The organism is Actinomycetota bacterium, from assembly GCA_030650795.1.
GTDB lineage: Bacteria > Actinomycetota > Actinomycetes > S36-B12 > S36-B12 > UBA11398.
Map to the genome: position 1 here is coordinate 85730 of JAUSDJ010000011.1, position 26771 is coordinate 112500.

Below are 26771 nucleotides of genomic sequence, written 5' to 3' on the forward strand. Positions count from 1 at the left end.
CTAGTGTGCGCTTGTGGGCTTGCTGATTTCACCGAGTGTGTTGAACGCGGATCTATCGCGATTGGCACAGGAGGTTGCCAGGGTTGAAGCCACTGCCGACTGGATACATCTCGATGTGATGGACAACCATTTCGTTCCGAATCTGACTTTCGGGCTGCCAGTAGTCGAGTCCCTGATCCGCAGCACTTCACTGCCGGCCGACTGCCATTTGATGATCGCTGATCCTGATCGATGGGCACCCCAATATGCAGAAGCAGGCGCCGGGAGCGTGACCTTCCATGTTGAGGCGGCAAGCAACCCTGTTCAGATCTGTCGAGATATTCGTGCTGCTGGCGCGCGCGCGAGCGCTGCCGTGAAGCCGGGCACCGACATCGCCGTGCTCGAGGATTTGCTTCCCGAGTTGGACATGATCTTGGTGATGACGGTCGAACCAGGCTTTGGTGGTCAGTCCTTCATGGACACGATGCTTCCCAAGATCACGCGTGCGCGCGAGTTGGCCCAACGCTCCGGCACTGACATCTGGGTGCAGGTCGATGGGGGAGTCGATGCCGAAACTATTGGCCGCTGCGCTGAAGCGGGGGCGAATGTCTTCGTCGCTGGCTCAGCCGTCTACCGTGCAGAGGATCCCGGATTCGTCGTTGATCAGCTGCGCGAGATCGCGCAGGCGGCATGCAGCCACTGAACGAAGAGGTCGCGGCCCAGGCAATGCGCCGGGCCATTTCGCTGGCGTACCGGGGGCCGCGTACCTCGAATCATCGAGTGGGCTGCATCATCCTTGACGAGTTCGGCAATGAGGTCGGTGCTGGGTTTTTCCACGGTCCTGGGAACGCGCACGCTGAGGTCGAAGCCCTTGCAGTCGCCGGTGATCTGGCACGAGGCGCTACTGCTGTTGTGACTCTCGAACCCTGCAACCACACGGGTCGCACTGGTCCTTGCACTCAGGCGCTGATTGAAGCTGGTGTTGTTCAGGTGATCTTCGCCCAGCACGATCCAAACCCCGTGGCTGCTGGTGGTGCTGAGGTGCTGCGAGCGGCAGGCATTGATGTTGTCGAGGGCATTGGTCTGGTCGAGGCCGAGCGGATCAATGTGGCATGGACGCATGTGCAGCGAACCGGACGTCCATATGTGGTCCTGAAGCTGGCTCACACCCTCGATGGTCGAGTTGCTGATGCCCAGCGTGGGCCGACGGCTATCTCGGGTCCGCAAGCCCGCGTCTTCACCCACGAACTCAGATCACAAAGCGATGCTGTGCTCGTTGGCACTGCCACTGCTCTCGCAGATGATCCCCAACTCACTGTTCGTGAGATCCACGTCGATGCTCAGCCGCTGCGGGTAGTGATGGGGGAGCGAGAGCTCCCCAGCGATCTGCGCATCTTTGATGATGCGGCTCAGACTTTGCTGATACGTGATCGTCATCCGCAGACTGCGCTGGCGCTATTGCTCGAAAAAGGAGTGCAGCAACTGCTGCTTGAGGGGGGCCCGACCCTGGCAACGGCCTTTCTGGATGCTGAGTGTGTCGATGAGGTGGTGTGGTTTGTGGCTCCCACCCTCATGGGAGCCGGAGTCGCCTCGACCCATCCCATGGCGAAAGCTTTTCCAGTCGATGTACTCGAGGTTCGGATGATCGGGAATGATGTGATGGTGCGCGGGCGGATTTCCCGCGGCGCCGTGAGCCAGCGATAGGACAAGTGAGTGTTCACCGGGATTGTTGAAGAGCGTGGTGAGGTCGTTTCTGTCCTCCTTCAGGGCGATTCTGCGCGCCTGATGATTCGCTCAGATGTTGCGCTTCAGGATGCCAAACTCGGTGACTCGATTTCGGTCAACGGCGTCTGCCTCACAGTGGCCGAGCTCGAATCTGATTGCTTCACTGCCGATGTGATGGCCGAGACTTTGACGCGAACCTCTCTCGGTGCTGCGCGCATTGGCTCGGCCGTGAACCTTGAGCGGGCAATGCCGGCTGACGGACGCTTGGGCGGACACCTCGTTCAGGGACACGTCGATGCGACCGGACAGATTCTTGTAATCTCACCGGCCGAGCACTGGACGGTCGTCCGTATTGCCCTGCCTGAGCAACTTGCGCGGTATGTAGCGGAGAAGGGCTCGATCACTGTCGATGGGGTCTCGCTGACGGTGGTGAATGTCGATCATGAGTCGTTCGCGGTGTCGCTGATTCCCACGACCTTGCGCGAGACAACCCTTGGCGAACGTCAGATTGGTGATCTGGTCAACCTCGAGATCGACATCATCGCGAAATACGTTGAACGGTTGCTCGAGGCGCGACGATGATCCCGGCTGACGAGCTGTTCAAGAGCCAGCATCCTCCGGAGAAGCTTCCGCCTTCTGCAACGGCCACCCCACGGACGGCAGCAATCGACGGGGTTCAGCTTGATTCGATCGAGGACGCGCTTGCGGCTCTGCGCGAGGGTCAAGCAGTCGTGGTCGTTGATGACGAAGATCGCGAAAATGAGGGCGACCTCATTTTCCCGGCGAACGCCGCTACGCCCGAACTGACCGGATTCATGATTCGGCATACCTCGGGATACATCTGCGTCGGCATGACTGGAGCTGATCTTGACCGGCTCGGGCTGCCCCCGATGACCGCGGTCAACGAAGACCGAAAAGGCACGGCCTATGCGGTATCGGTGGACGCACGAGATGTCGAGACCACAGGCATTTCAGCCAAAGATCGGGCACACACGATTCGCGTTCTTGGCGACAGTGCCACCGATCCATTCGATCTGACTCGTCCAGGTCACGTCATGCCGCTGCGCGCTGTAGAGGGTGGTGTCCTGCGTCGCCCTGGTCACACTGAGGCTTCAGTGGATCTCGCGCGCATGGCGGGCTTTGCTCCAGCTGGAGCATTGTGCGAGCTCGTCAATGACGATGGTTCGATGATGCGGGCCCTTGAATGTCGCGACTTCGCCGACGCGCATGGCTTGCGGATGATCTCGATTGCCGATCTCATCCGATTCCGACGCCGGAACGAGGTTCAGGTCGTACGTGTCGCCGAGACAAAACTTCCAACAGAGTTCGGAGAGTTTCGCGCAGTTGGCTATCGCAGCGAGCTGGACGGCACGGATCATCTTGCGCTGGTCATTGGTGAGATCGGCGATGGCGAGCAGGTACTTGTGCGTGTGCATTCTGAATGTCTCACTGGCGATGTATTCGGTTCACTGCGATGCGATTGCGGTCCACAGTTGCAGGCGGCTCTGAGTCGAGTTGCAACTGAAGGCCGTGGAGTCGTGCTGTACATGCGCGGGCATGAAGGCCGCGGCATCGGTCTGATGCACAAACTCATGGCCTATCGATTGCAGGATGACGGCCGAGACACCGTGGATGCCAATCTTGATCTCGGTCTGCCCGCCGACTCCCGCGACTATGGCACTGGTGCGCAGATCCTCTATGAGCTTGGCGTGCGAAGCATGCGCCTGCTCACCAACAATCCAGCCAAGCGCGCCGGGCTTGAAGGCTATGGTTTGACAATCGTTGATCGGCTGCCGCTGGAGATAGCTTCGAACGTGCACAACGAGGATTACCTCCGCACGAAGGCCACTCGCATGGGTCACACCTTGGGCGATAACACATCGGAAGGTTCAGCATGAGTGGCCAAGGGGCACCCGAAGTCACCGTCACCGCCAAGGATGCTCGCGTGGCGATCGTGGCAGCCTCTTGGCATGTCGCCGTGATGGACGGTCTTGTGGCCGGTGCCCATCGGGCTTGCGAAAGCGCCGGAGCAACACCAATCGTCATTCGTGTTGCGGGTTCCTTCGAATTGCCGATTGTGGCCAAAGCCTGTGCAGCATCGGACGACTTCGACGTTGTTGTCGCGCTCGGGGTGGTCATCCGCGGAGATACCCCGCACTTCGAGTATGTATGCGCTGCCGCGACTGATGGTCTTTCCCAAGTCGCGCTCGACTACCTGGTGCCTGTGGGCTTCGGCTTGCTCACATGTGACACCGAAGCTCAAGCCTTGGCTCGGGCCGGCCTAGACGGATCGACAGAGGACAAGGGCTTTGAAGCAACGCAGGCCGCGTTGTCGACCTGGCGCATTGTCGCCGGCATCGCAGGGCAGTCTGTTCCTCAGTAGGCTGGTTGCGTGAAGACCTTCGACGAGTTGTACATCGAACTTGTACACAAAACGGCCTCCCGCGATGCCACCTCTGGCACGGTCAGGCTGGTGGAGCAGGGGGTTCATGCCATCGGCAAGAAGGTGGTGGAAGAAGCGGCAGAGGTATGGCTTGCTGCTGAGCACGAAGGCCCTGAACGCACTGCTGAAGAGATCGCACAGTTGCTCTACCACCTTCAAGTGATGATGATTGCCAGCAATATCTCCCTCGACGACGTGTATCGGCGGTTGTAACCCTCATGTTGAAAGTCGCTCTGCCCAATAAGGGGCAATTAGCTGAACCTGCGCGCGCAATGCTTCAGGAAGCGGGCTATCTCCGCAGTGCAGGAATTCGCGATCTCGTCGTGAACGATCCGGTCAATGATGTTGAGTTCTATTTCTTGCGCCCCAAGGACATTGCCTTGTATGTGGGCGAGGGCACTTTGGACATCGGCATCACCGGACGAGACATGCTGCTGGATTCTGGTGCTCATGCAACCGAGTTGCTGTCTCTCGGCTTTGCGCCTTCCACTTTCCGCCTGGCTGCGCCGATTGGCAAGTACGACTCCGTCGCGGATTTGGCCGGAAAGCGCATCGCGACTTCCTACGACGGACTCCTGCGGGCCTGGCTTTCACAAACCCAGATTGAAGCCACAGTGATCCGCCTGGATGGAGCTGTCGAAAACGCAGTTGCGCTTGGCGTTGCAGATGCTGTTGCTGATGTGGTTGCCACCGGCACCACAATGCGTCGTGCCGGGCTCGAGGTCATCGGCGAGCCTCTTCTGGTTTCCGAGGCATTGGTCGTGCGACGTATTGACGCACCGGCAAACGCGGCGGTTGAAACAGTGATCCGCAGGCTCCAAAGCGTGATGGTTGCTCGAACCTTTGTGCTCGTTGACTACGACATCCGGCAGACCGAATTGGCCCTAGCGTGTGCCATCACCCCTGGTATCGAATCACCGACGGTGTCGCCGCTGCAGGATTCGGATTGGTCCGCTGTGCGAGCCATGGTTCCTTCCAACGACATTCACCGAGTCATGGATGATCTCTACGAACTTGGTGCGCGCGGGATCCTGGTGACCGATATCCACGCTTGCCGCCTCTGAGATGGGCGATCCGGACCTCGGGCGGGGTCGATCCCTGGCATCGCCTGCCTTTGAGTCAGACGATGGGCACGCAGATGCCCTGCTTCGCGGGGCCCTGGAACAGGGAGCAGTGCCTCTGACGGCAGATATTGCTCGCGATCTCCCGCTGGAATTGCTCATGGGAGCTCGACTTCTGGTGGCCGTTGTGGCCACAGCTGGCGAAGTCAACGAATCTGGAGCCGACAAGAACAGTCACATGTCGGTGGTGTCCATGATCAGCCCTTCGGGCGAACGGGGACTCTTGGCCTTTACCGGTCTGGACTCGATGGCGCTATGGGATCCAAGCGCTCGTCCAGTGCCAATCTGGGGTCCAGATGCAGCGCGGGCAGCGATCGGTGATGGAGCCACGGCAATCGTGATCGACGTCCTGGGACCCAACCGGCACGTCGTATCAGGGCAGCGGCTGGACTTCTTGGCTAAGGGTTGAGCGACGGGGATTTCTTCACACTCCCTCCTGGCTGCTACCCTTCCCCTCGATTGATCTGGCCTTTGGCTGGATCGCGCAAGAGGGGCTCCGGCTCCCACCCGTCCGTCGCACCAGATGGCCCGGGTCACGCGCTCAGGCACGCTCGCCGTGCCGGTTCGTGATGTCGTCTTCTTGCGCTGCGTTCAGGGTCATCCCTAGGCGCAGATCGCGCTGCACACAGTGGTTACACATTGCGTGCGGCAACTGACCGCACGAATAAGGAGGCGCCATCAGCGTCGAACCACGAATCAACGACCGCATTCGCGTTCCCGAGGTCCGTCTCGTTGGACCAAACGGTGAACAGGTTGGCATCGTGCGCATAGAGGATGCGCTTCGACTAGCCGTTGAGGCTGATCTCGATCTCGTCGAGGTTGCTCCCATGGCCAAGCCGCCAGTCTGCAAGCTCATGGATTTCGGCAAGTTCAAGTACGAAGCTGCCATGAAAGAGCGCGAATCGCGTCGCAACCAGACGCACACCATCATCAAGGAAATGAAGCTTCGCCCAAAGATCGATTCGCATGACTACGACACCAAAAAGGGTCACGTGGAGCGATTTCTGAAGGCTGGAGACAAGGTCAAGATCACGATCATGTTCCGCGGTCGTGAGCAAAGCCGCCCAGAACTTGGACTGCGACTCTTGGGCCGCCTTGCTGAAGATGTGCAGGAACTTGGATTCGTGGAGGCAACTCCAAAGCAGGACGGCCGCAACATGATCATGGTGTTGGCTCCGCATCGCCGCAAGGCAGATGTGCCAAAGCCTGAGAGTGCGGCTGGCTCTCCTGAGGAGACCGTCCAAGAATTGCATGCGGACGCCTCGTAAGCATTAGCGACCTGGTCGCTACCCAAGCCCGAACCACCGAACAACAAGCAAAGGATCGACATGCCGAAGCAAAAGACCCACAGTGGCGCCAAGAAGCGCTTCAAGGTCACCGGGACTGGCAAAATCACGCATGAGCAGGCCAACCGCCGCCATTTGTTGGAGAGCAAGTCCTCCAAGCGCATGCGTCGCCTCGAGGGTGACAAGATCCTGGCCCCAGGTGATGCCAAGAAGGTAAAGAAGTTGCTCGGCCGCTAGCCGATCAATCCCAAAAGTTTCGCCGCGATCATGCGGCAGAGAAGTTCAGGAGAATTGCAATGGCACGTGTAAAGAGAGCAGTCAATGCGCACAAGAAGCGCCGTGACATGTTGGAGCGCGCAAGCGGCTACCGCGGACAGCGTTCGCGTTTGTACCGCAAGGCCAAGGAGCAGGTCACGCACTCCATGGTCTACGCCTACTCCGACCGTCGCACTCGCAAGGGTGACTTCCGTCGGCTGTGGATTCAGCGCATCAATGCTGGCGCACGCGCCAATGGCCTCACGTACAACCGGTTCATTCAAGGTCTCAAGGAAGCCAACATCGAGGTCGATCGCCGCATGCTCGCTGAGCTCGCTGTGAACGACCCGGCGGCATTTGCCACGCTGGTGGATGTTGCTCGGGCCGCAATCCCAGCAGCCACTGCATAACCTTGCTCGGCAATGTGCCGATCCTGACCTCCCGCACTTCTGATCGGGTGGTCGCGGTTCGGCGACTGCACTCTCGGAAGGGCCGGCGCGATGCCGGCCTTTTCCTTGTCGAAGGGCCGCAGGCTGTTCGTGAGGCAGTTCCTTCAGGCTTGCTGATTGAGGTCTTCGCCAGCGATGGTGCCCCCGAAGAGCTCCTGAATCTGCTCATCGGCGTGCAAATAACCCATGTCAGCGCATCAGTCATGGAAGCCTTGGCGGAGACGAAGACCCCTCAGGGAGTTGTTGGCATTTGCCGTTGGGAGGCGGCTTCGCTCAGTTCAGCGCTCCCCGGTGGGGGCCCAGCTTCAGTGCTGCTCGATGGTGTGAGTGACCCGGGCAATGCCGGAACGATCATTCGCTCCGCTGATGCTGCGGGGGCTGGGGGAGTGCTGCTGACTGCGGGTTCGGTCGACCCGACCAATGGCAAGTGCGTCCGGGCCAGCGCTGGCTCGATCTTCCACCTGCCGATCGCCACTGACGTCAGTCTGAGTGCGCTAGCGGCGTCTATTGATCCTTCTCGCATGCTTTTCGCAGTTGCAACAGGGGATGCTGCGATCGATGTCTTTGATTGGCTAGGTTCCGTACCCCGTCATCAGTCAATTTGCTGGGTGTTTGGAGCCGAGGCGCCAGGGGTAAGCCAGGAGGCCAGAGTGATAGCAGATGTTCAGGTGCGCATTCCGCTCTATGGCCGTGCTGAATCTCTCAACGTTGCTGCTGCTGCAGCAGTATGTCTGTACGCCGATGCAGCAAGGTTGCATGGGAAACTGAGGTAGTCAATGAGAAGGAGTGTGTTATGACGTACTTGAAACTGCCTGTCCTTGAAGAGACTGGCTTTGTCATTGTTGATTCATACGACCAGTCAGTGGATCCCAAGGAGTGGGAGCAACTGATCTATGTGGACTGGAAATCCTCGGGCGACACCAGGTTTGCGCCTCTGGCCAGCGCCTATGGCGACATTGAGTGCGATGGCTTCTGGAATCACGTGCCGCCAAAGACTGACAAGGATGGGGTGTGGGTTCCTGAAAATGTCGCTCTTGCGCCGATCTTGACCCAGCGTGCGCAGACATTCAAGACCAATATCGGCCGCTGCCGAGTGATCGAACTCCAGCCGAATACCTATGCAGATGCGGTGTACAACCTGCATCGAGATGACAACAACCGCTTGAATCCTGAAGGTACTGGCTGGATCCTGCGTGCCTTCTTCAACCTGACAGACGACGTTGATTCAGTCATGTTGCTTCGAGAGGTGAAGGATGATCCGTCCACTGAGACCCTTGTCAGGCTCCCCGCTGGAACTCAGGCTGTCATTGACACACAGCGGCTCTATCACTCTGTCTGGCACCCGGGAGCGCAGCCGCGGTACTGCCTGATCACCTCGGTGGAGTCCAACGAGGGACTTGATGATTGGATCACTGAGCGCCATCCGAAGGTGCACGCTGACAGTCCGCAGTTGGATCCTGCGTTTATTGCTGCTTCTCAGGCTGAAGCAGAAGCAAAGGCTGCAGCACGTGCAGCGGCGATAGCAGCTCGCGGCAAGGACCCTCGTTTCGGCGATGGCACCATGTTGCTGGCAGAGTCAGGTATGGACGAATACGGCCAGGAATTGATGTCTGAGGCATGACCGATGTTCCATATGAGGCAGTCCTTGATGCGCTTGAGGCTGAAGCTATTCATATCTATCGCGAGACTGCAGCCGCATTTCGCAATCCGGTGCTGCTTTACAGCATCGGCAAGGACTCCTCGGTGCTCCTGCATCTTGCTTTGAAGGCCTTTGCACCGGCACCGATCCCATTTCCAGTGATGCATGTTGACACCACGTGGAAGTTCAAGGAGATGATCGAATTCCGCGATCAGCGCGTTCGTGAACTCGGCCTCGACATGCGGATTGCGAAAAATGATGCAGGTATTGCCGAAGGGGTGAATCCCTTCACTCATGGCACGCATGAGTACACCCGCATCATGAAGACGGTCGCCCTTCGCGAGGGCATCGACAAGTACGGATTCGACGCAGCAATTGGCGGGGCCCGTCGCGATGAAGAGCGCAGCCGAGCCAAGGAGCGCATTTTCTCCCTGCGCGAGCCGGGACATCGCTGGGAACCTCGCAAGCAGCGCCCCGAGTTTTGGCGCACTGCCAACACCACCTTGTCCGAAGGCCAGTCGATGCGCGTGTTCCCGCTTTCGAATTGGACCGAGCTCGATGTCTGGCGCTACATCCGTCGCGAAAACATTCCGATCCCAGGGCTCTATTTCTCAAGGCTGCGAGCCGTGGTGGAGCGCGATGGAGCACTCATCATGGTTGACGACGAGCGTTTCCCTCTTCGCGACGGAGAACAGCCCGCGATGCGCTCAGTGCGTTTCCGCACCCTTGGCTGCTACCCGCTCACAGGTGCGGTTGAGTCGACAGCAGACAACATTGACGATCTGATCACCGAGATGGAAACCTCGAAGCTCTCCGAGCGTTCTGGCCGACTGATCGACGGTGAAGGCGGTGGCTCCATGGAAGCCAAGAAGGCGGAGGGCTACTTCTAATGTCGACGACCACACCTGTGCTGCATCTGGTCACTTGCGGCTCTGTCGACGACGGCAAGTCCACCCTCATCGGTCGACTGCTTGCCGAGACCGACAGCGTGCCAAGTGACCAACTCGATTACGCCCGTCGAACCCGTCGCGGCGGCTCGACTGTTCCGCTGGGTGAAATCGACTATTCGCTGCTCACTGATGGCTTGGAAGCAGAACGTGAGCAAGGCATCACCATCGACGTGGCGTACCGCCACATGAACCTGCCCAATGGGCGCCGCGTTCTGATCGCTGATGCGCCGGGCCACGAGCAATACACCCGCAACATGGCAGTGGCAGCATCCAACGGCGATGTCGCAGTGCTGCTCGTGGATGCGGCTCGTGGAGTTCGCCCACAAACCCACCGGCACCTCACCGTATGCGCATTGATGGGTGTCAAGACCGTGATCATCGCTGTCAACAAGATGGACCTTGTTGACTACGACCACGCCACCTTCGAGGAGATCGTCGGCACAGTTCGCGTCACTGCTGCGCGGCTCGATGTCGAAGAAGTGCTGGCTATTCCGATGAGCGCCTTCTCTGGAGACAACGTCACCACGCGTGGCGAGTCAATGCCTTGGTATCACGGCCCCACGCTCCTTGAGACCCTGGCGCAATGGCAGCCCGGTGTTGATCCCGTAGAAGGCCCATTTCGATTCCCCGTGCAGTACGTCGTGCGCGCCGAGGGCAACTTCCGCGGATACGCCGGGACTGTGGTCTCTGGCTCTGTCAAGCCAGGAGACGAGATTGTTGTTGCCGACTCAGGTCGCACGGCCAAGGTTGATCGCATCGTCACTTATGACGGCGATCTTGAACTTGCTGTTGCTGGTCAGGCCGTCACGCTGACCCTCGACCATGAAGTCGATGTCACGCGCGGAGACGTCATCTCAGGTGATGACCAATTGCAGCCTGCTGATCGATTTGCTGCTGACCTGGTGTGGTTGAGTGAAGAGCCCCTCGCGCATGGCCGCTCGTATCTGCTGGTCTCCGGTTCGCGATCGGTCCCGGCCACTGTCACCAATGTCCGCAACCGGATCAATGTGGTCACTGGCCACGAGGATGCCGTGCGTATTCTTGAGATGAATGCGATTGGTCGCGTGGAAATCGCGACTGATCGACCAATCCCGATGGATCCATACACACTCTCGCGCGACACCGGCGGATTCTTGCTCGTTGATCGCGTGACGGCCGACACGGTTGCTGCCGGCTTGACGCGGCACGCTATGCGTCGAGCCTTCAACGTCGTGCCACATACCTACGACGTTGACCGTGGTGCGCGTCAGCTGCTCAATGGTCATCCGGGCAAGGTGCTTTGGCTGACGGGCCTGCCGGGCTCCGGCAAGTCAACGATCGCTGATGCTGCTGTGCGCAAACTGCATGCTCTCGGGGTGCATACCTATGTTCTCGACGGTGACAACGTACGCACGGGCCTGAACAAGGATCTTGGATTCACTCCAGAAGACCGCGCCGAGAATGTGCGTCGAGTCGGTGAAGTGGCCAAGCTGATGATGGACGCAGGTGTGGTTGTCCTCGTCGCACTGGTGTCGCCCTATCGGTCCGATCGACGAGCCGCGCGCGACATCTTTGATGACGGTGACTTCATCGAGGTCTATGTCGACACTCCTGTCGAGGTCTGTGCCGAGCGCGACCCCAAGGGTTTGTACGCCAAGGCTGCGGCCGGAAACCTGCCCAATATGACGGGCGCGGGTCAGGCCTACGAAATTCCTGAGCACCCTGATCTGGTTCTGCGCGGTGAGGGAGACCTCGACGCCACGGCCGAGCAGGTCGCCCGCGCCATCCTCGGTGAGTGACATACTCGGCGCCTCATGTCTGGTCCGAACACGTCATTTGACCCCAAGCAGGTCTCTGCTCTCAATGCGGAATCTGTGGAGGCTGTCGTGGCAGAAGCGTTGGCAGCAATTGCCGCGTGTGCAGATCTCGCTGAACTCAAAGACGTTCGACTTGCTCATGCCGGCGATCGTTCGCCGCTTTCCTTGGCCAATCGTGAGATCGGCGCCCTGCCCCCTGCCGCCAAGGCCGATGCAGGCAAGCGCATGGGTTTGGCTCGACAGGAGATCAAGACTGCTTTGGAAGCTCGTGAAGCTGTGTTGTTGGCCCAACGAGACGAGCAGGTGCTGCACAGCGAAACAGTTGATGTCACCCTGCCGACCTACGACAGCCCTATTGGCGGACGCCACCCGCTGACCACTCTGATGGAGCGCATTTGCGATGTCTTCATCGCAATGGGATACGACATCGCAGAAGGTCCTGAGGTCGAAGCCGAGTGGGTCAACTTCGACGCGCTCAATGTTCCGCCCGATCACCCGGCCCGCACGATGCAGGACACCTTCTATGTGGAGTCCGCCGACAGTGGCGTCGTGCTGCGCACCCAGACATCACCCATCCAGATTCGCGCAATGCTTGAGCGTGAAGTGCCGATCTATGTCGTTGCACCAGGGCGTGTGTTTCGCACCGATGAGCTTGACGCAACACACACACCGGTCTTCCACCAGGTTGAAGGTCTGGCTGTTGACATTGGCATCACGATGGCTGACCTCAAGGGCACTCTTGATCACTTTGCGCAGGAGATGTTCGGCGCTGGCATTCGCACCCGACTGCGACCGTCGTACTTCCCCTTCACAGAGCCAAGCGCCGAAGTCGATCTGCAGTGCTTTGTTTGCCGAGGGGCCTCAGTGGGTAACCCTGAACGCCCGTGCCGCACCTGTGGTAGTGAAGGCTGGATCGAATGGGGCGGCTGCGGAATGGTGAATCCGCGCGTGCTTCAAGCGGTCGGCATTGATCCGCAGGTCCACCGCGGATTCGCATTCGGCATGGGCATCGAGCGGACCCTCATGTTCCGCAATGGTGTGACAGACATGCGCGACATGGTCGAGGGCGATGCGAGGTTCACCCGCGCCTTTGGATTGGAATCCTGATGCGGGCTCCAGTCTCGTGGTTGCGCGAGTTCGTTGATATCCCTGCCGACCAAAGTGGTCGAGCGATCGCTGAGCGCCTCATCAATGCCGGGCTCGAGGTTGAGACAGTCGACGTTGTGGGACTTGGCGTCGACGGGCCAGTAGTTGTGGGTCAAGTGGTCAGCATTGACGAGCTCACAGAATTCAAGAAGCCAATCCATTGGTGCCTGGTCGACGTCGGAACTGCCAATGGTGCAGTCCGCGGGATCATCTGTGGCGCACGCAATTTCGACGTAGGCGATCACGTCGTCGTGGCATTGCCGGGCACCGTCTTGCCGGGGGGATTCGCCATCGCCCAACGCGAGACCTACGGCAAAGTGTCCGACGGAATGATCTGTTCAGCCCGTGAACTGGGCCTAGGCGACGACCACGACGGCATCATCATCCTGGAAGCCAGCACTGAAGTAGGCGCGGATGCCAAGCCGATTGTGGGCGTGGGCGAAGAGATCCTGGACATCGCTGTCACACCAGATCGCGGATACGCCCTCTCCATTCGAGGCCTCGCCCGTGAACTGGCTATCGCCTATGACCTTGAGTTCGCCGATCCTGGGCTGGCATTGGCCGAACTGCCGGCTCCTGTGGCCAGCGGGCGTCCTGTCGACTGTGGCTCAGACGATGAGGCTGCATGCGGCCTGTTCACCCTGCGCACGATTGACGGCTTCAATCCGAAGGCCAGTGCGCCTGTTTGGATGCAGCGACGACTGATCGACTGTGGCATGCGCCCGGTCTCGCTTGCCGTCGATGTCACCAACTACGTGATGCTCGAACTAGGACAGCCCTTGCATGCCTTCGATGCCAACAAGTTGCAGGGAACTGTGCGGGCAGGCCATGTGCCTGCGGGCACGGCTCTTGAGACCCTCGATCATGTTGAACGCATTCTGGCTGCCGATGATCTCGTGATCCTCGACGATCGAGGTGTCATTGGACTCGCCGGCACCATGGGTGGCTTTGCAACGGAGATTGACGAGACCACCACGACGATCGCACTTGAGGCCGCTCACTTTTCAGCTGGCGAAATCGCGCGGATGGCTCGACGTCACAAGCTTTCATCGGAGGCTTCACGCCGATTTGAGCGAGGCGTGGATCGTGTGCTCGCGCCGTATGCCTCGGCTCGGGCCGCTGCGCTTTTGATCGAGTTCGGCGGTGGCACCTACTTCGGCATGACGGCAGTGGAAGCGCCATATGAACCCACAGTGGTGGAGATGCACAGCAATGAGCCTGCGCAGGTCGCTGGCATGCCGATATCAATTGGCACGGTCGTTTCCCTGCTGAGCGCTGTGGGGTGTGAGGTCACCGCATCCGGCGAAACCCTGTTCGTGCGGGTGCCGAGTTGGCGAGCAGACATCACCGATCCTGCCAATCTCGTTGAAGAGGTCATTCGGCTCATTGGCTTTGACGCAGTGCCTTCGACTTTGCCCAAGGCCGCCGTTGGGCATGGACTGTCCAAGGCACAGCGCCTGCGCCGCCGCGTTGGTCTTGCGTTGGCTGCACGTGGCGGACTCGAAGTCCTCAACTACCCATTCGTCGGCGAGGCAGAGCTGTCGGCATTCAGATTTGCTGCCGACGACGTCCGGGCTTCTCAGGTGCGCTTGGCCAATCCCATGTCCGAAGAGCAGCCGTTCTTGCGGGCATCGTTGCTGCCAGGGCTGGCAGCTGCGGCGAAGCGAAATCTGAGCCGAGGCTTCGACGATTTATTCCTGTTCGAATTGGGTGCAGTCGTGCGTGGGCGTGTTGGCGTTCAGGCTTCCCGCCCAAATGTGATGCAACGACCAGACGATGAGCAGTGGCAGGCATTGAACGCGATGCTCCCGGCGCAGGTCACTGCCATTGCGGCGCTTCTTGTTGGTCACGAGCGGTCTAAATCCTGGTCTTCGTCAGAACGGGCCTTCGAATGGTCAGACGCCATCGCGAATGCCCATGCAGTAGTTGATGCGCTCGGCTTGACCCTGACAGTTGAGCGTGGATCCGACGTCAGCTTTCATCCGGGCCGATGCGCGCAGTTGAAGAGTGGCGATGCTGTCATCGGCGTCGCCGGAGAATTGCACCCACGCGTACTCGAGGACCTGGGTCTGCCGCCTCGCACTTGTGCGCTTGAAATCGACTTCGACTTGCTGGTCGCAGCGGCTCCCGATGCTCGACCAGCGCCAGGAGTGTCGGCTCAGCCGGTAGCCAAGGAGGATCTTGCGCTAGTGGTGCGTGAAGAAGTCTCGGCTGCGCAGATCGAGCAAGCCATCCACGACGGTGCTGGCCAACTGCTGGAGTCAGTCCGGCTCTTCGATGTCTATCGCGGCCAGCAGGTGCCTGAAGGCTCGCGATCGCTCGCATTTGCGCTGCGCTTCCGGGCTGAGGATCGAACCTTGGAGGCCGCAGAGATTGCTCAAGCGCGGCAAGCTGCCATTGATCTGGCCGCAGAACGGCACGGAGCAACCCTGCGCTGAACGAGAATATGCGCGTATGCGTATACTCTGTCCATGGTCAGGATCAGTGTTGCGGGGGGCTCGGGGTATGCCGGCGGCGAATTGCTGCGGTTGCTGCTGTCCCACCCAGAGGTAGAAATCGCTGCGATTGCAGCGGGCTCGAATGCGGGGGAGCCAGTTCTTGCCCTGCACCCAAATCTTTCGCAATTGGCCGATCGCCGATTCGATGCCACAAGCGCGGACAGCCTCGGCGATGCAGATCTGGTGTTCTTGGCACTCCCGCACGGTGAGTCCGCTTCCCTGGCCGAGCAATTGCCCGCATCCATTGCGGTCGTGGATCTCGGCGCGGATTTCCGCTTGGCCGATGCTCAGGCATGGGAGCAGTTCTACAAACTTCCACACGCGGGCACCTGGACGTATGGACTTCCTGAACTCGATGGCAATCGCGAGAAGATCGCGGCCTCAACCAAGGTGGCCAACCCGGGCTGCTATCCGACGTCAGTTGCTCTGGCTCTTGCACCCTTGCTGAGCGCCGGCTTGATCTTGACCGAAGGCATCTCAATCGTGGCGGCATCTGGCACGTCTGGAGCAGGGCGCAAGCCAACTGATGCGCAGCTGGGCTCGCAGGTGATGGGCTCAATGTCGGCGTATGGGGTTGGCGGTGTGCATCGCCACACACCGGAGATCGAGCAGTCGCTATCGCGGGCAGCGGGCAAGCAGATCACGGTCTCATTCACACCGCTGCTGGCTCCGATGTCGCGAGGCATGCTGTCGACGTGCACCGCCTTGCCAACGCCGGGAACGACCGCAGGTCAGCTACGCGAGGTTCTCGCCATTGCATTCATAGACGAGCCCTTTGTCCAGTTGCTGCCCGAGGGTTACCTTCCGCAGACCTCCTCTGTCTACGGCACAAATGCGGCCCAAGTGCAGGTCGTGCTCGATGAGCGTGCCGGTCGCGTCATCGCGATCTGCGCCTTGGACAACCTTGGCAAGGGCGCAGCCGGACAAGCGCTGCAGAACGCAAATCTCATGCTGGGCTTTCCCGAGACGCTTGGCCTTACGGGCAATGGAGTTGCACCATGAGCGTGACCGCAGCAAAGGGCTTCAGCGCAGCTGGGGTCAAGGCAGGTCTGAAGGCCTCCGGAAATCATGATGTTGCACTGGTGTTGAACGAAGGCCCGGAGTTCACCGCAGCCGGAGTCTTCACGAGCAATCGATTCAAAGCCGCACCGGTGCTTTGGTCCCTGCAAGTGCTCGCGGAACGTGAACTGAAGGCGGTTGTCCTCAACTCCGGCGGCGCGAATGCTTGCACTGGCCCTGAAGGTTTCGCCGATACCCATCACACGGCGGAATACGTCGCGACAGTGCTTGCTTCCCGCGGTTCAGAATTCGGCGCTGGCGAGATTGCAGTCTGTTCCACTGGCCTGATCGGCGAACGGCTGCCGATGGACAAGATCTGCGCAGGGATTGATGCGTCCGTGGCCGAGTTGTCCGCCACCGGCGGTGACAATGCAGCACTTGCCATCATGACGACGGACAGAGTGCCGAAGAAGAGCGTGATGGCTGGCGAGGACTATGTCGTAGGTGGAATGGCCAAGGGCGCAGGCATGTTGGCTCCAGGTCTGGCGACCATGCTGGTCGTGATCACCACTGACGCGATCGTTGACGCGGATCTTGCCGATGCGGCATTGCGGCAGGCAACAGCGGTGAGCTTTGACCGCATTGATTCAGATGGGTGCATGTCGACGAACGACACCGTGCTGCTCCTCGCCAGCGGCGCAAGTGAAGTCCGACCATCGGAGCAGGAGTTCACATCGGTATTGACTTCGGTGTGCGCAGATCTGGCGCTGCAACTCATTCACGATGCCGAAGGCGCCTCCAAGGACATCAAGATTGTCGTTGAGCGGGCAGCGACTGTTGATGACGCACTTGAGGTTGGCAGGGCCATCGCGCGCAGCAATCTGCTGAAGTGTGCACTCCATGGGGAGGATCCCAATTGGGGCCGGGTCTTGGCAGCCGCCGGGACAACATCCGCAGTTTTTGAGCCTGATCAGGTCGATGTCGCCATGAATGGCGTGTGGATCTGCCGGGGCGGAGGGCTTGGTGAGGATCGCTCGAATGTGAGTCTGGCTGCGCGTGAGATCGAGATCACCGTGGTGCTTCGTGCAGGCTCTGCTGACGCCACTGTCTGGACCAATGACCTCACGGCTGACTACGTCCATGAGAACTCCGCGTACTCCACCTGATCCGCCTAATGAAACATGGGGCTGCAATGACTGATCTGAACCAGGCTTCGGCCAAGGCGGCTGTGCTCGCTGAGGCGCTGCCGTGGCTTGAACGCTTCCATGGCGCGACCGTGGTCGTGAAGTATGGCGGTCATGCGATGACCGACGATGCTTTGAAGTCCAGTTTCGCGGAGGACATCGTCTTCATGCGCCTCGCTGGGCTGCGCCCTGTCGTCGTGCACGGTGGTGGCCCCCAGATCAATGCAATGCTTGAAAAACTCGGTGTGCAGTCCGAATTCAAGGCTGGCCTGCGTGTGACGACTCCGGAAGTGATGGATGTGGTTGGCATGGTCCTGGTCGGTCAGGTCCAGCGTGAACTCGTCGGACTCATCAATGACCATGGACCATTCGCGGTGGGCATGTCCGGCGAGGACGCGCACACGTTCATCGCGGAACGCCACACCGCCATGGTCGACGGCGTGCCAACCGACATCGGGCAGGTTGGCGATGTCGTAGAGGTCCGGCCTGACTTTGTCATCAAGCTGCTCGATGATGGATTCATTCCGGTCGTTTCCACTGTTGCTCGCGATGTTGAAGGCGTGATCTACAACGTGAATGCGGATTCCGCTGCTGCTGCTCTTGCTGAGTCACTGCACGCATCGAAGTTCGTCGTGCTGACTGATGTCGAAGGCCTGTACGCGGACTGGCCTGATCGGGAGTCGATCATTCGGCAGATAGAGGTCAACGAACTCAGGTCATTGCTGCCAACTCTTGAATCGGGAATGCTGCCAAAGATGGAGGCCTGCGTGCGAGCAATTGACGGGGGAGTTCCCCAAGCCCATGTGATTGATGGGCGGGTGGCGCACTCAGTGCTGCTTGAAGTGTTCACCAACGATGGCATCGGCACCATGGTCTATCCGGGACAGTCATGAACTGGCAGGACCGTTGGGAGACAACGATGATGCGCAACTACGGAGTGCCTCCGCTGCTCTTAGTGAAGGGCCGTGGCTCACGGGTCTGGGATGACAAAGACAAGGAGTACATCGATCTCATAGGCGGCATCGCAGTCAATGTGCTCGGACACGGGCATCCCGATCTCGTTGCTGCAGTCACAAATCAATTGCAGACCATTGGCCACACCAGCAATCTCTATGCAACCGAACCCGGCCTGGAACTCGCAGAGCGGCTGGTGGATCTCAGCGGCGCGCCCTCTGGCTCTCGGGTCTTCTTCTGCAACTCAGGGGCTGAAGCAAACGAAGCTGCGTTCAAGCTCACTCGCCTCACTGGTCGCACGCATGTTGTGGTGGCTGCAGGTGGTTTCCACGGTCGCACGATGGGCTCCTTGGCGCTCACGGCGCAACCCGCTAAGCAAGATCCATTTCGTCCACTCCCGGGTGAAGTCACGGTCGTGCCATTCGGCGATGCGGGCGCCCTCGAAGCGGCAGTGACTTCTGAAACTGCAGCTGTGTTCCTGGAGCCGATTCAAGGCGAGAACGGCGTGATCGTTCCGCCCGACGACTATTTGACGGCCGCGCGCAGCGTTTGCGACCGCATGGGTGCCTTGCTCATCCTCGATGAAGTCCAAACGGGCATCGGGCGCACGGGTGAGTGGTTCGCCTTCCAGCGATTTGGCATTCAGCCTGACGTCCTGACCTTGGCAAAGGGGCTGGGCGGCGGACTTCCGATTGGGGCAATGGTTGCCTTCGGCGACGCGGCGACTCTGCTCACGCCTGGCTCGCATGGCTCAACCTTTGGTGGGAACCCCATCTCGGCGCGCGCTGCGCTCACGGTCCTTGACATCATCGAACGCGAGGAACTGCTTGCGAGAGTTCTTGAATCGGGCGCGATGCTCACTGAGCAGTTGTCCTTGGCTTCAGGAGGCAAAGTCCACTCAGTTCGCGGAAGAGGTCTGCTGCTGGCGGCCGAGTTGAGTGGCGTCACTAGTGCAGAGGTCGATTTCGCTTTGCGTGCGAACGGGATTCTGGCCAATCCTGTTGCGGTTGATGCCATCCGCCTTGCCCCTGCACTCAACATCACCGATCGAGATCTGGAAGACACGATCACGCGCTGGCGAGCAGCGTTCGACAGCCTTGGGGCGACTGCATGAGCGCCCCCAAGACGATGGCGGCTCGTCGAACTCGAATTGAAGCGCTCATTGAAGAAGGAACCGTGAGCTCGCAAGAGCAATTGCGCGAGACCTTGGCGTCTGAAGGACTTGATGTCACGCAGACGACTCTCTCGCGCGACCTTGACGCCATCGGTGCAGTGAAGACTCAAGATGCACATCTGGGTTCTCGCTACGTCATTTCGCGCAGCAAGGTCGTCACGCATCTGGCTATTCCGAACACCATCGGGCGAGTCGTGACTGACGTGCTCGTAGGGGCCCAGGCTGCGCAGAATATCGCGGTCCTGCACACACCACCAGGCGCTGCCCATTACCTCGCTGGCTACCTGGACCGAGCCCATTTCGATCAGATCGTTGGCACTGTTGCGGGAGACGACACGATCATGGTCGTGATGACCACGAACAAAGCAGCCACGGAATTCTGTGCCAATCTGCTCTCACTCGCCGATAGGCGGGGCGAAGCGCCAGCACGAGACACCACTCAACGCGACGCCAAGCAGAGGAGAACCTCGTGACCAAGGCGCAACCAACCCGGTTGTGGGGCGGACGGTTTGTCGACGGTCCCTCTGATGCGATGGCGGCACTCAGTCGGTCTGTGCACTTCGATTGGCGTCTGGCTCCGTACGACATTCAGCAGACCCAGGCCCACGCGAAGGTGTTGAACGCGGCCGGCCTTCTCACCGACAGTGAGCTGGCGTTGGTGTCCGATGCGCTGACGGCATTGCTCTCCGACGTTCACAGCGGTGCTGCACAACCGGGTGCCGACGATGAGGACGTCCACACTGCCGTTGAACGACAGCTCATCGAACGTCTTGGTGAACTTGGCGGAAAGCTGAGGGCGGGTCGCAGCAGAAATGATCAGGTAGCCACGGATTTTCGACTGTACCTGCGCGACCAAGTGCGCTACCTGGCTCAGGAGGTCATCGATCTTCAATCGGCCTTCCTCATCCAAGCCCGTGCACATGTCGAAACAACCTCACCTGGATTCACGCATCTGCAGCACGCGCAGCCGGTCTCCTTTGCGCATGAATTGGCCAAGCACGTGCACGCCCTTGGGCGCGATCTTGAACGCCTTGCGGACTGGGACAGACGCACAGCGCGCTCACCACTGGGCGCCGGTGCGCTTGCCGGTTCCTCGTTGGGGCTTGATCCGCAAGGCGTTGCACTTGATTTGGGCTTTGAACAAGCGCTTGGCAATTCCATCGATGCAGTGAGTGATCGCGATTGGGTTGCAGAATTCCTCTTTGTCGCTGCGATGATCGGTGTGCATCTTTCGCGCATTGGTGAAGAGGTCATCCTGATGACTTCTCGCGAGTTCTCGTGGGCCAAGCTCGACGATGCTTGGTCAACTGGATCCTCGATCATGCCGCAGAAGAAGAATCCTGATGTTGCTGAACTGGCTCGTGGAAAGTCAGGTCGTCTCATCGGCAATCTGACTGGCCTCTTGGCGACATTGAAGGCTTTGCCCTTTGCCTATAACCGCGATTTGCAAGAAGACAAAGAGCCGGTGTTCGACACCCTCGATCAATTGCACCTCGTGTTGCCTGCCATGACAGGCATGATCGCAACTCTGCGATTCAACACTGATGTGATGGCGCAGTCAGCGCCGCAAGGCTTTGCGCTGGCAACGGATATCGCTGAATGGCTGGTGCGCGAAGGTGTGCCGTTCCGCCAAGCGCATGAGATTGCGGGTGCATGTGTGCAACAAGCCGAAGCCAAGGATCTGGAGCTGTGGGATCTCACTGATGCCGATCTCATCGCCATCAGTGCACACCTGACACCTGCAGTGCGAGAAGTGCTCACCGTGTCAGGGTCTTTGAACTCGAGGTCTGCATTTGGCGGCACCGCACCAAACCGCGTGCACGAACAACTTGACCAACTCGATGCACTGGTGGCCAGTGAGCGCCAACGTTGGTTGATCTGACGCAAGCAGCGCATGTTGTTGCACCGCAACTGCTCGGTGCGTACCTCAGCTCGGAAGCTGGCGGGGCAAGGGTCGTTGTGCGCATCACCGAAGTTGAGGCCTATGCCGGTGTCGGCGTAGATCCCGGCTCGCATGCCTTCCGTGGCCAGACTCCGCGAACTGCTGTGATGTTCGGACTACCCGGACACGCCTACGTGTATTTCACATACGGCATGCACTGGTGCTTCAACATCGTCACCGGCGAAGTGGGGGAGGCGGGCGCTGTGTTGGTGCGCGCGGGTGCCATCACAGAAGGACTCGAGCACGCGCGTGCTCGACGGAGCGCGGCAAGAACCGATCGTGAGCTCGCCAGGGGTCCCGCGCGACTGACCAAGGCACTAGGCATCGACGGATCACTGAACGGCGCCGACCTGCTGACGAGCACTGGCAGCCTGCAACTGAGGACTCCAGCGATCATTGCTGATGAATTTCGCGTGAGTGCGCGCACCGGAGTAGGCGGTGCCGGTGCTCTCACGCCTTGGCGCTTCTTCCTTCCCGATGAACCAACAGTCAGCAGGCATGTGCCTGCCAGGCAGCTTGCCAAGAGATAAGTTCACAATCTAGACTCAGAACTGTGGTGGAGAGGCAAGCAGTTGATGCGCTCGGCGAGGCAGTGAAGGTGATCGGCGAGCGCTGGGCGCTGATGATCGTGCGCGAGATCGGCCTTGGCGTACGACGCTTTGATGAATTGCATCTGGCCACCGGTGCTCCGCGTGCTGTGCTCGCTGACCGCCTCCAACGGCTCACTGAGGCTGGGATCCTGCAGGTACGCGCCTACCGCGTGCCTGGGCAACGCGCGCGGCAGGAGTACACCCTCACCGACGCTGGCGTGGATCTGCTGCCCCTGCTGGCGGCACTCTCTGACTGGGGTTCCCGCCATCTGCCTGCATCTGCCGAACGCGCAGTGGACTACCGGCATCTGGGCTGCGGTGGCCGCGTCACAGCGCAGTTGCTGTGCGAATGCGGCGAGCACATCGACCACCACGGCCCACTCATTGCGCAGAATAACCGCTGAATCGACAAGCGATCTAGGAGTACTGATGTCTGTTGCCAACACGACCGATGCCACTTTTGCAGAGGATGTCCTTGAGTCCGAGCTGCCGGTATTGGTGGAGTTCACTGCCGCTTGGTGCCCGCCTTGCCGCATGATCGCGCCAGTGCTCGAGCAGATTGCTGGCGAGGAAGCCGGCCGCCTCAAGGTTGTGGCAATCGATACCGACATGAACTCTGCAACGATGCTGCGCTACCAGGTGATGAGCCTGCCGACCCTGGCATTGTTCAAGAACGGCACGGTTGTGTCACAGACCGTTGGAGCAAGGCCGAAGGCAGCGATCCTTCGTGAAATAGAACCGCACCTGGCCGCGGCATCAGTCTGAGCCCGATTGCAACTTGTGTGGGCTGTCGGGTGCTCTGTGTGCCAGAGAGCGGCGCCGAAACCACTTGTCTGCCGCATCTGCCGCGAGCAAGGCCGCTGGCGCGAGCCCGGCGATGAGCCAGCCGATCGGAGTGGGTGTGCTTTGGCCGAAGACGCTTGCGACTGGCGGTATCAGCAGGATCGACAAGGAGAACGCCAGGCCAACGGCCGTCGCAGGGATGAGCAGGCGATTGGTGAGCCACCCGAGGCGCCCCGGCCACAAGGTTGAACTCCTGCAGGCGAAGCCGTTTGCCACCTGAGCGAACACGACGGTGATGAAGGCTGCACCGGAGGCAGCAAGAAGTGCGTCACCTCCCGGGAATTCCTGTCCCGGGCGCCAACCCAGGGCCACGAACGTCAACAGGAAGGCCAGCATCGACATGAGCGCCTCGGTTGGGCCCAGGACTCCAAAGGCCCTGCGCAGCACGGTGTGATTGAGCAGACGACCGGAGACTGGAGGCCCCTTGAGGAGTCTTCGAGCCGGAGGCTCGGCACCTAGGGCCACGGCGGAGAACGTGTCAGTGCCGATGTCCAGCGCCAGGATCTGCAGCACACCCAGGGCAAGCGGAATCCGTCCGCCGGACAGAGCCCAGATGACAAAGGGCGTGAGTTCGGCCACGTTGTCCGTCAGGTGATAGGTCAGGAACCGGCGGATGTTGATGTAGGTGGTCCGGCCTTGCTCAATGCCTGCCACGATGGAGGCGAAGTTGTCGTCCAGCAGGACGAGTTCGGCCGCCTCGCGGGCAGCATCTGATCCAGACTTCCCCATAGCGATGCCGATATTGGCTTCGTGCAACGCCGGTACGTCGTTGACCCCGTCGCCCGTCATGGCAACCACGTGGCCACGCGCCCGCAGCGCCCGCGCGATCCGGAGCTTGTCCTCAGGTGACACCCGCGCGACTACCACGCCGGTGTGATCAAGCAGAGCTCCCAGCAATGCTTCATCCTGAGGCAGGTCCTTGCCCTCGAATACCGGATCTGTTTCCTTCCGAAGACCGACCTCGGTGGCGATGGCGGACGCGGTGCCCGGATGGTCTCCGGTGACCACGGCCACCTTGATCCCCGCCGCTCGGCAGTCCTCCAGGGCCTGACGTACGTCGGCTCGAGGCGGATCCTCCAAGCCCATCAGCCCCAACAGGATCAGGTCCTGCTCCACCTGCTCGACTGCAGGTGGCAGCGGCCCGGATACGCGACGTTCGGCAATGGCGAGCACTCGCAGACCGCGGGAGCTCATCTCGGCGACGACAGCTTCCGCCCCGTCCGCATTGCCGCACAGGGCAAGCACGGAATCAGGGGCGCCCTTGACCTGCACGAGTTCGCCGCAGACCACCGACATGCGACGGCGTCGAGGGTCAAATGGAAAGCGATGCCCTCCGACGTCGGCCAGACGCACCGCATCGGTATTCAGCCCCAGGCGCAGAGCAAATGCGTCGATGGCGGCCTCCATCGGGTCGCCGTGGGCATGCCATTCAGCTCCGACCGGGATGACGTAGCCATCTGAGCAGCCGACCGCGATTTCGGCCATATGACGCATGGACAATTCCCCGCTGGCTGGACTGATGAAGACCTCGGCCTCGGGCGTGTATCCCGGCACATCGACGCGAGCAGAGGCATCAGGGGTCCATGCGGCCACCACCGTCATCTCATTGCGCGTGAGCGTGCCGGTCTTGTCCGTGCAGATGAAGGTGGTGGAGCCAAGTGTCTGCACGGCCTCCAGGTCGCGCACGAGTACTTGACGCCTTGCCATCTGCTCCGCACCCCACGCCAGAGTCAGCGTCACCGTGGGCAGGAGTGCTTCGGGAACCAGCGCAACAGTGACGCCAACAGCGAAGATGAAGCCGTCCGACGGAGGGTTCCCCAGCAGCAAGGTGATGCCGAAGAACACAGCTCCAACGCTCAGGGCGATCGCCGCGATCATGCGCACGACGCGCCTGAGCTCCTTCGAAAGGGGAGTCTCGGGCTTGGGCGTCAAGGTGGTGAGCTGCGAAATCGCAGCCAGCCGTGTGTTCTTGCCGACCGCCGACATCACTGCCGTGCCTTCGCCCTCGACAACAAAGGTGCCCGCGAACACCGGATCATCGGGAATTGCGTGGCTGGGCCTGCTCTCACCAGTGAGCATTGAAGTGTCCAAGCTCAAAGCAGTGGCGCGCACGATGCTTCCGTCGGCCGGAATCCGGTCGCCTGGATCAAGGGCAATGAGATCGCCCACGACCACGTCAGCTGCGTCGATCTCCCGCCGTTTGCCGTCTCTGATAACCGTCGCACTTGTCGGTAGCAATGAACGCAATCGCTCTGCAGCTCGGTCGGCCCGCCCTTCCTGCACGAATGCGAACACCGCGTTCAAGATGACCACCGCGATGATCGCCACACCAAGCTGCGGCATGCCGGCGATCAGTGCCAATGCGGCCGCGCCCCAAAGCATCAGGGCGAAGAAGTGCAACAACTGGCCAACGAAGCGGCGAAGAGATGAAGGCCGTCGAGGTTGCGGCATGGCGTTCCTGCCGTGCACGGCCAGGCTTGTCTGCACCTGCTCGGCGGTCAAACCCTGCACTGCAGCCATATCTGCAGTATCCGCCGACCTGGTCGCAACTTCCGCGCAGGGCTATGGGGACTCTGCTGGTGGCCCTGCAACGCAGGATTACCAGCCGTGCGTAAGGTGCTGCCGTGATCGACATCATCGACGAACTGCTCTGGCGCGAACAGATTGCACAGAGCACAGATCTAGGCGCCTTGCATGCGGCATTGTCTGCTGGACCGATGACTCTGTATTGCGGATTCGATCCCACTGCCCCGAGTCTGCATCTGGGCAACCTGGCTCAGATCCTCACTGTGCGCCGCTTTCAGCACGCAGGGCATCGTCCATTGGCCTTAGTGGGTGGCGCTACTGGACTCATTGGCGATCCGAAATCGACTGGCGAACGCACGCTGAACTCCGAGGAAGTCGTCCATGACTGGGTTGGGCGAATCCGCGCGCAGCTGGAGCGCTTCTATGACTTTGAAGGTCCTAACGCAGCAGTTGTGGTGAACAACTTCGACTGGACTCAGAGCATGTCTGTGCTGGAGTTCTTGCGCGATATCGGCAAGCACTTCAGCGTCAACCGCATGCTGGATCGCGAGGCGGTCGCAGCACGTTTGGCCAAGGACGGCATCTCGTACACAGAGTTCAGCTACCAACTGCTGCAGTCCTTTGACTATCTCGAGCTTTTTCGCCGCTATGGCTGTGTGCTGCAGACGGGCGGATCTGATCAATGGGGCAATATCACGGCCGGCGTTGATCTCATTCGTCGCACAGAACAGACGTCCGTGCATGCACTGACCACCCCGCTGCTCACCAAGGCCGATGGCACGAAGTTCGGCAAGACCGAGACGGGCACCATCTGGCTGGATCCGGCGCTGACCAGCCCCTATGACTTCTTCCAGTTCTGGCTCAATGCAGATGATCGCGATGTCAAGAACCTGTTGCACACCTTCAGTTTCAAATCGCGCGAGGAGATCGACGAACTCAACGTGGCAACCGCTGAGCGACCCCATGAGCGAGCTGCCCAGCGCGCTTTGGCGGAGGAACTGACCGATCTGGTGCACGGTCTCCAGGAGCGCATCAGCGCCGAAGCGGCCGGACGCGCACTCTTTGGGCATGGAGATCTGTCGGCACTGCCGCAGGCGACCCTGGCTGCTGCCCTGCGCGAGGCCGCTCTGGCCGCAGTCCAGGCCGATGAGATCGTCGATGGAGCGCTGCCGGCAATTGATGAGCTGCTCACCCGATGCGGCTTGGTCACCAGCAAGTCCGCTGCTCGACGGACCATCGCCGAAGGCGGGGCATATGCGAATAATGAGCGCA

The 26771-nt window shown here is 60.2% G+C and carries 28 protein-coding genes (1 of these 28 cut by a window edge); 27 read left to right on the plus strand and 1 reads right to left on the minus strand.

Going from position 1 to position 26771, the window contains the following annotated elements; all coding sequences use genetic code 11:
- Positions 1 to 13: 13 nt before the first annotated feature.
- The 26 genes from rpe to trxA all read left to right on the plus strand — a co-directional run bounded on the left by rpe (position 14) and on the right by trxA (position 22895).
- Positions 14 to 682, plus strand: a complete 669-nt coding sequence (gene rpe / locus Q7L55_03525; protein ID MDO8731630.1) for a ribulose-phosphate 3-epimerase — start codon at positions 14 to 16, stop codon at positions 680 to 682.
- A complete protein-coding gene (gene ribD, locus Q7L55_03530; protein ID MDO8731631.1) occupies positions 670 to 1683 on the plus strand; it encodes a bifunctional diaminohydroxyphosphoribosylaminopyrimidine deaminase/5-amino-6-(5-phosphoribosylamino)uracil reductase RibD in 1014 nt (337 codons plus the stop codon). Before rpe ends, ribD begins: the two co-directional genes overlap by 13 nt.
- 9 nt (positions 1684 to 1692) lie before the next feature.
- Positions 1693 to 2286 carry a riboflavin synthase gene (locus Q7L55_03535; protein ID MDO8731632.1) on the plus strand — a complete coding sequence of 198 codons (594 nt, stop codon included), beginning with the start codon at positions 1693 to 1695 and terminating at the stop codon, positions 2284 to 2286.
- Positions 2283 to 3602: a bifunctional 3,4-dihydroxy-2-butanone-4-phosphate synthase/GTP cyclohydrolase II gene (locus tag Q7L55_03540; protein ID MDO8731633.1), complete on the plus strand. Its 1320-nt coding sequence runs from the start codon at positions 2283 to 2285 to the stop codon at positions 3600 to 3602. Before Q7L55_03535 ends, Q7L55_03540 begins: the two co-directional genes overlap by 4 nt.
- A complete protein-coding gene (gene ribH, locus Q7L55_03545) occupies positions 3599 to 4087 on the plus strand; it encodes a 6,7-dimethyl-8-ribityllumazine synthase (GenBank protein ID MDO8731634.1) in 489 nt (162 codons plus the stop codon). The genes Q7L55_03540 and ribH overlap by 4 nt, the downstream gene beginning before the upstream one ends.
- A gap of 9 nt (positions 4088 to 4096) precedes the next feature.
- Positions 4097 to 4360, plus strand: a complete 264-nt coding sequence (locus Q7L55_03550) for a phosphoribosyl-ATP diphosphatase (GenBank protein MDO8731635.1) — start codon at positions 4097 to 4099, stop codon at positions 4358 to 4360.
- A 5-nt stretch (positions 4361 to 4365) separates the two neighbouring features.
- Positions 4366 to 5211 (plus strand): ATP phosphoribosyltransferase, encoded by an 846-nt coding sequence (gene hisG / locus Q7L55_03555; protein MDO8731636.1) that lies wholly within the window; start codon positions 4366 to 4368, stop codon positions 5209 to 5211.
- Between the two features lies 1 nt (position 5212).
- Positions 5213 to 5677: an SseB family protein gene (locus Q7L55_03560; protein MDO8731637.1), complete on the plus strand. Its 465-nt coding sequence runs from the start codon at positions 5213 to 5215 to the stop codon at positions 5675 to 5677.
- Positions 5678 to 5945: 268 nt separating this feature from the next.
- Positions 5946 to 6536, plus strand: a complete 591-nt coding sequence (infC, locus tag Q7L55_03565) for a translation initiation factor IF-3 (protein ID MDO8731638.1) — start codon at positions 5946 to 5948, stop codon at positions 6534 to 6536.
- Positions 6537 to 6596: 60 nt separating this feature from the next.
- Positions 6597 to 6791: a 50S ribosomal protein L35 gene (gene rpmI, locus Q7L55_03570; protein MDO8731639.1), complete on the plus strand. Its 195-nt coding sequence runs from the start codon at positions 6597 to 6599 to the stop codon at positions 6789 to 6791.
- Between the two features lie 59 nt (positions 6792 to 6850).
- Entirely contained in the window at positions 6851 to 7219 is a 369-nt protein-coding gene (rplT, locus tag Q7L55_03575) for a 50S ribosomal protein L20 (GenBank protein ID MDO8731640.1), read from the plus strand.
- Positions 7220 to 7233: 14 nt separating this feature from the next.
- A complete protein-coding gene (locus Q7L55_03580) occupies positions 7234 to 8031 on the plus strand; it encodes an RNA methyltransferase (GenBank protein ID MDO8731641.1) in 798 nt (265 codons plus the stop codon).
- 20 nt (positions 8032 to 8051) lie between these two features.
- A complete protein-coding gene (locus tag Q7L55_03585) occupies positions 8052 to 8879 on the plus strand; it encodes a hypothetical protein (GenBank protein MDO8731642.1) in 828 nt (275 codons plus the stop codon).
- Complete coding sequence (cysD, locus tag Q7L55_03590) at positions 8876 to 9787, plus strand: sulfate adenylyltransferase subunit CysD (protein ID MDO8731643.1); 912 nt, start codon at positions 8876 to 8878, stop codon at positions 9785 to 9787. Before Q7L55_03585 ends, cysD begins: the two co-directional genes overlap by 4 nt.
- Entirely contained in the window at positions 9787 to 11625 is a 1839-nt protein-coding gene (gene cysC / locus Q7L55_03595) for an adenylyl-sulfate kinase (GenBank protein ID MDO8731644.1), read from the plus strand. Before cysD ends, cysC begins: the two co-directional genes overlap by 1 nt.
- Before the next feature lie 15 nt (positions 11626 to 11640).
- Complete coding sequence (gene pheS / locus Q7L55_03600) at positions 11641 to 12750, plus strand: phenylalanine--tRNA ligase subunit alpha (GenBank protein ID MDO8731645.1); 1110 nt, start codon at positions 11641 to 11643, stop codon at positions 12748 to 12750.
- Positions 12750 to 15227 (plus strand): phenylalanine--tRNA ligase subunit beta, encoded by a 2478-nt coding sequence (gene pheT, locus Q7L55_03605; protein ID MDO8731646.1) that lies wholly within the window; start codon positions 12750 to 12752, stop codon positions 15225 to 15227. The genes pheS and pheT overlap by 1 nt, the downstream gene beginning before the upstream one ends.
- Before the next feature lie 33 nt (positions 15228 to 15260).
- Complete coding sequence (argC, locus tag Q7L55_03610; protein ID MDO8731647.1) at positions 15261 to 16289, plus strand: N-acetyl-gamma-glutamyl-phosphate reductase; 1029 nt, start codon at positions 15261 to 15263, stop codon at positions 16287 to 16289.
- Positions 16286 to 17452 (plus strand): bifunctional glutamate N-acetyltransferase/amino-acid acetyltransferase ArgJ, encoded by a 1167-nt coding sequence (gene argJ, locus Q7L55_03615; GenBank protein ID MDO8731648.1) that lies wholly within the window; start codon positions 16286 to 16288, stop codon positions 17450 to 17452. Before argC ends, argJ begins: the two co-directional genes overlap by 4 nt.
- 26 nt (positions 17453 to 17478) lie before the next feature.
- Entirely contained in the window at positions 17479 to 18363 is an 885-nt protein-coding gene (gene argB, locus Q7L55_03620; protein ID MDO8731649.1) for an acetylglutamate kinase, read from the plus strand.
- A complete protein-coding gene (locus Q7L55_03625; GenBank protein MDO8731650.1) occupies positions 18360 to 19538 on the plus strand; it encodes an acetylornithine transaminase in 1179 nt (392 codons plus the stop codon). Before argB ends, Q7L55_03625 begins: the two co-directional genes overlap by 4 nt.
- Positions 19535 to 20071: an arginine repressor gene (argR, locus tag Q7L55_03630; GenBank protein ID MDO8731651.1), complete on the plus strand. Its 537-nt coding sequence runs from the start codon at positions 19535 to 19537 to the stop codon at positions 20069 to 20071. The genes Q7L55_03625 and argR overlap by 4 nt, the downstream gene beginning before the upstream one ends.
- On the plus strand, positions 20068 to 21480 hold the full coding sequence (argH, locus tag Q7L55_03635; GenBank protein MDO8731652.1) for an argininosuccinate lyase: 1413 nt from the start codon (positions 20068 to 20070) through the stop codon (positions 21478 to 21480). The genes argR and argH overlap by 4 nt, the downstream gene beginning before the upstream one ends.
- Positions 21468 to 22070, plus strand: coding sequence for a DNA-3-methyladenine glycosylase (locus Q7L55_03640; GenBank protein ID MDO8731653.1), 603 nt, complete (start codon positions 21468 to 21470; stop codon positions 22068 to 22070). The genes argH and Q7L55_03640 overlap by 13 nt, the downstream gene beginning before the upstream one ends.
- A 23-nt stretch (positions 22071 to 22093) precedes the next feature.
- Entirely contained in the window at positions 22094 to 22534 is a 441-nt protein-coding gene (locus Q7L55_03645) for a helix-turn-helix domain-containing protein (GenBank protein ID MDO8731654.1), read from the plus strand.
- 25 nt (positions 22535 to 22559) lie between these two features.
- Positions 22560 to 22895, plus strand: coding sequence for a thioredoxin (gene trxA, locus Q7L55_03650; protein ID MDO8731655.1), 336 nt, complete (start codon positions 22560 to 22562; stop codon positions 22893 to 22895).
- On the opposite strand, the gene Q7L55_03655 is transcribed toward trxA, so the two are convergent.
- The gene (locus tag Q7L55_03655) at positions 22887 to 25493 is read right to left on the minus strand and encodes a cation-transporting P-type ATPase (GenBank protein ID MDO8731656.1); all 2607 of its coding nucleotides are present in this window, start codon (positions 25491 to 25493) and stop codon (positions 22887 to 22889) included. The two genes, trxA and Q7L55_03655, sit on opposite strands and share 9 nt — an antisense overlap.
- A 104-nt stretch (positions 25494 to 25597) precedes the next feature.
- Here Q7L55_03655 and tyrS point away from each other — a divergent pair, with 104 nt between their 5' ends.
- On the plus strand, positions 25598 to 26771 hold the 5' portion of the coding sequence (gene tyrS / locus Q7L55_03660; protein ID MDO8731657.1) for a tyrosine--tRNA ligase. 113 nt of this gene lie beyond the right edge of the window; only the first 1174 of its 1287 coding nucleotides appear in the window; the start codon lies at positions 25598 to 25600; the stop codon falls past the right edge of the window.

Bases quoted from the DNA above. Each gene is read 5' to 3' on its own strand.
- cysC (MDO8731644.1), top strand. From the start codon at position 9,787: ATGTCGACGACCACACCTGTGCTGCATCTGGTCACTTGCGGCTCTGTC.
- argB (MDO8731649.1), top strand. From the start codon at position 17,479: ATGACTGATCTGAACCAGGCTTCGGCCAAGGCGGCTGTGCTCGCTGAG.
- rpmI (MDO8731639.1), top strand. From the start codon at position 6,597: ATGCCGAAGCAAAAGACCCACAGTGGCGCCAAGAAGCGCTTCAAGGTC.
- Q7L55_03625 (MDO8731650.1), top strand. From the start codon at position 18,360: ATGAACTGGCAGGACCGTTGGGAGACAACGATGATGCGCAACTACGGA.
- argR (MDO8731651.1), top strand. From the start codon at position 19,535: ATGAGCGCCCCCAAGACGATGGCGGCTCGTCGAACTCGAATTGAAGCG.
- Q7L55_03540 (MDO8731633.1), top strand. From the start codon at position 2,283: ATGATCCCGGCTGACGAGCTGTTCAAGAGCCAGCATCCTCCGGAGAAG.
- argJ (MDO8731648.1), top strand. From the start codon at position 16,286: ATGAGCGTGACCGCAGCAAAGGGCTTCAGCGCAGCTGGGGTCAAGGCA.
- trxA (MDO8731655.1), top strand. From the start codon at position 22,560: ATGTCTGTTGCCAACACGACCGATGCCACTTTTGCAGAGGATGTCCTT.
- cysD (MDO8731643.1), top strand. From the start codon at position 8,876: ATGACCGATGTTCCATATGAGGCAGTCCTTGATGCGCTTGAGGCTGAA.
- pheT (MDO8731646.1), top strand. From the start codon at position 12,750: ATGCGGGCTCCAGTCTCGTGGTTGCGCGAGTTCGTTGATATCCCTGCC.
- hisG (MDO8731636.1), top strand. From the start codon at position 4,366: ATGTTGAAAGTCGCTCTGCCCAATAAGGGGCAATTAGCTGAACCTGCG.
- ribH (MDO8731634.1), top strand. From the start codon at position 3,599: ATGAGTGGCCAAGGGGCACCCGAAGTCACCGTCACCGCCAAGGATGCT.
- rplT (MDO8731640.1), top strand. From the start codon at position 6,851: ATGGCACGTGTAAAGAGAGCAGTCAATGCGCACAAGAAGCGCCGTGAC.
- Q7L55_03585 (MDO8731642.1), top strand. From the start codon at position 8,052: ATGACGTACTTGAAACTGCCTGTCCTTGAAGAGACTGGCTTTGTCATT.
- ribD (MDO8731631.1), top strand. From the start codon at position 670: ATGCAGCCACTGAACGAAGAGGTCGCGGCCCAGGCAATGCGCCGGGCC.
- argC (MDO8731647.1), top strand. From the start codon at position 15,261: ATGGTCAGGATCAGTGTTGCGGGGGGCTCGGGGTATGCCGGCGGCGAA.
- pheS (MDO8731645.1), top strand. From the start codon at position 11,641: ATGTCTGGTCCGAACACGTCATTTGACCCCAAGCAGGTCTCTGCTCTC.
- Q7L55_03655 (MDO8731656.1), bottom strand. From the start codon at position 25,493: ATGGCTGCAGTGCAGGGTTTGACCGCCGAGCAGGTGCAGACAAGCCTG.
- Q7L55_03560 (MDO8731637.1), top strand. From the start codon at position 5,213: ATGGGCGATCCGGACCTCGGGCGGGGTCGATCCCTGGCATCGCCTGCC.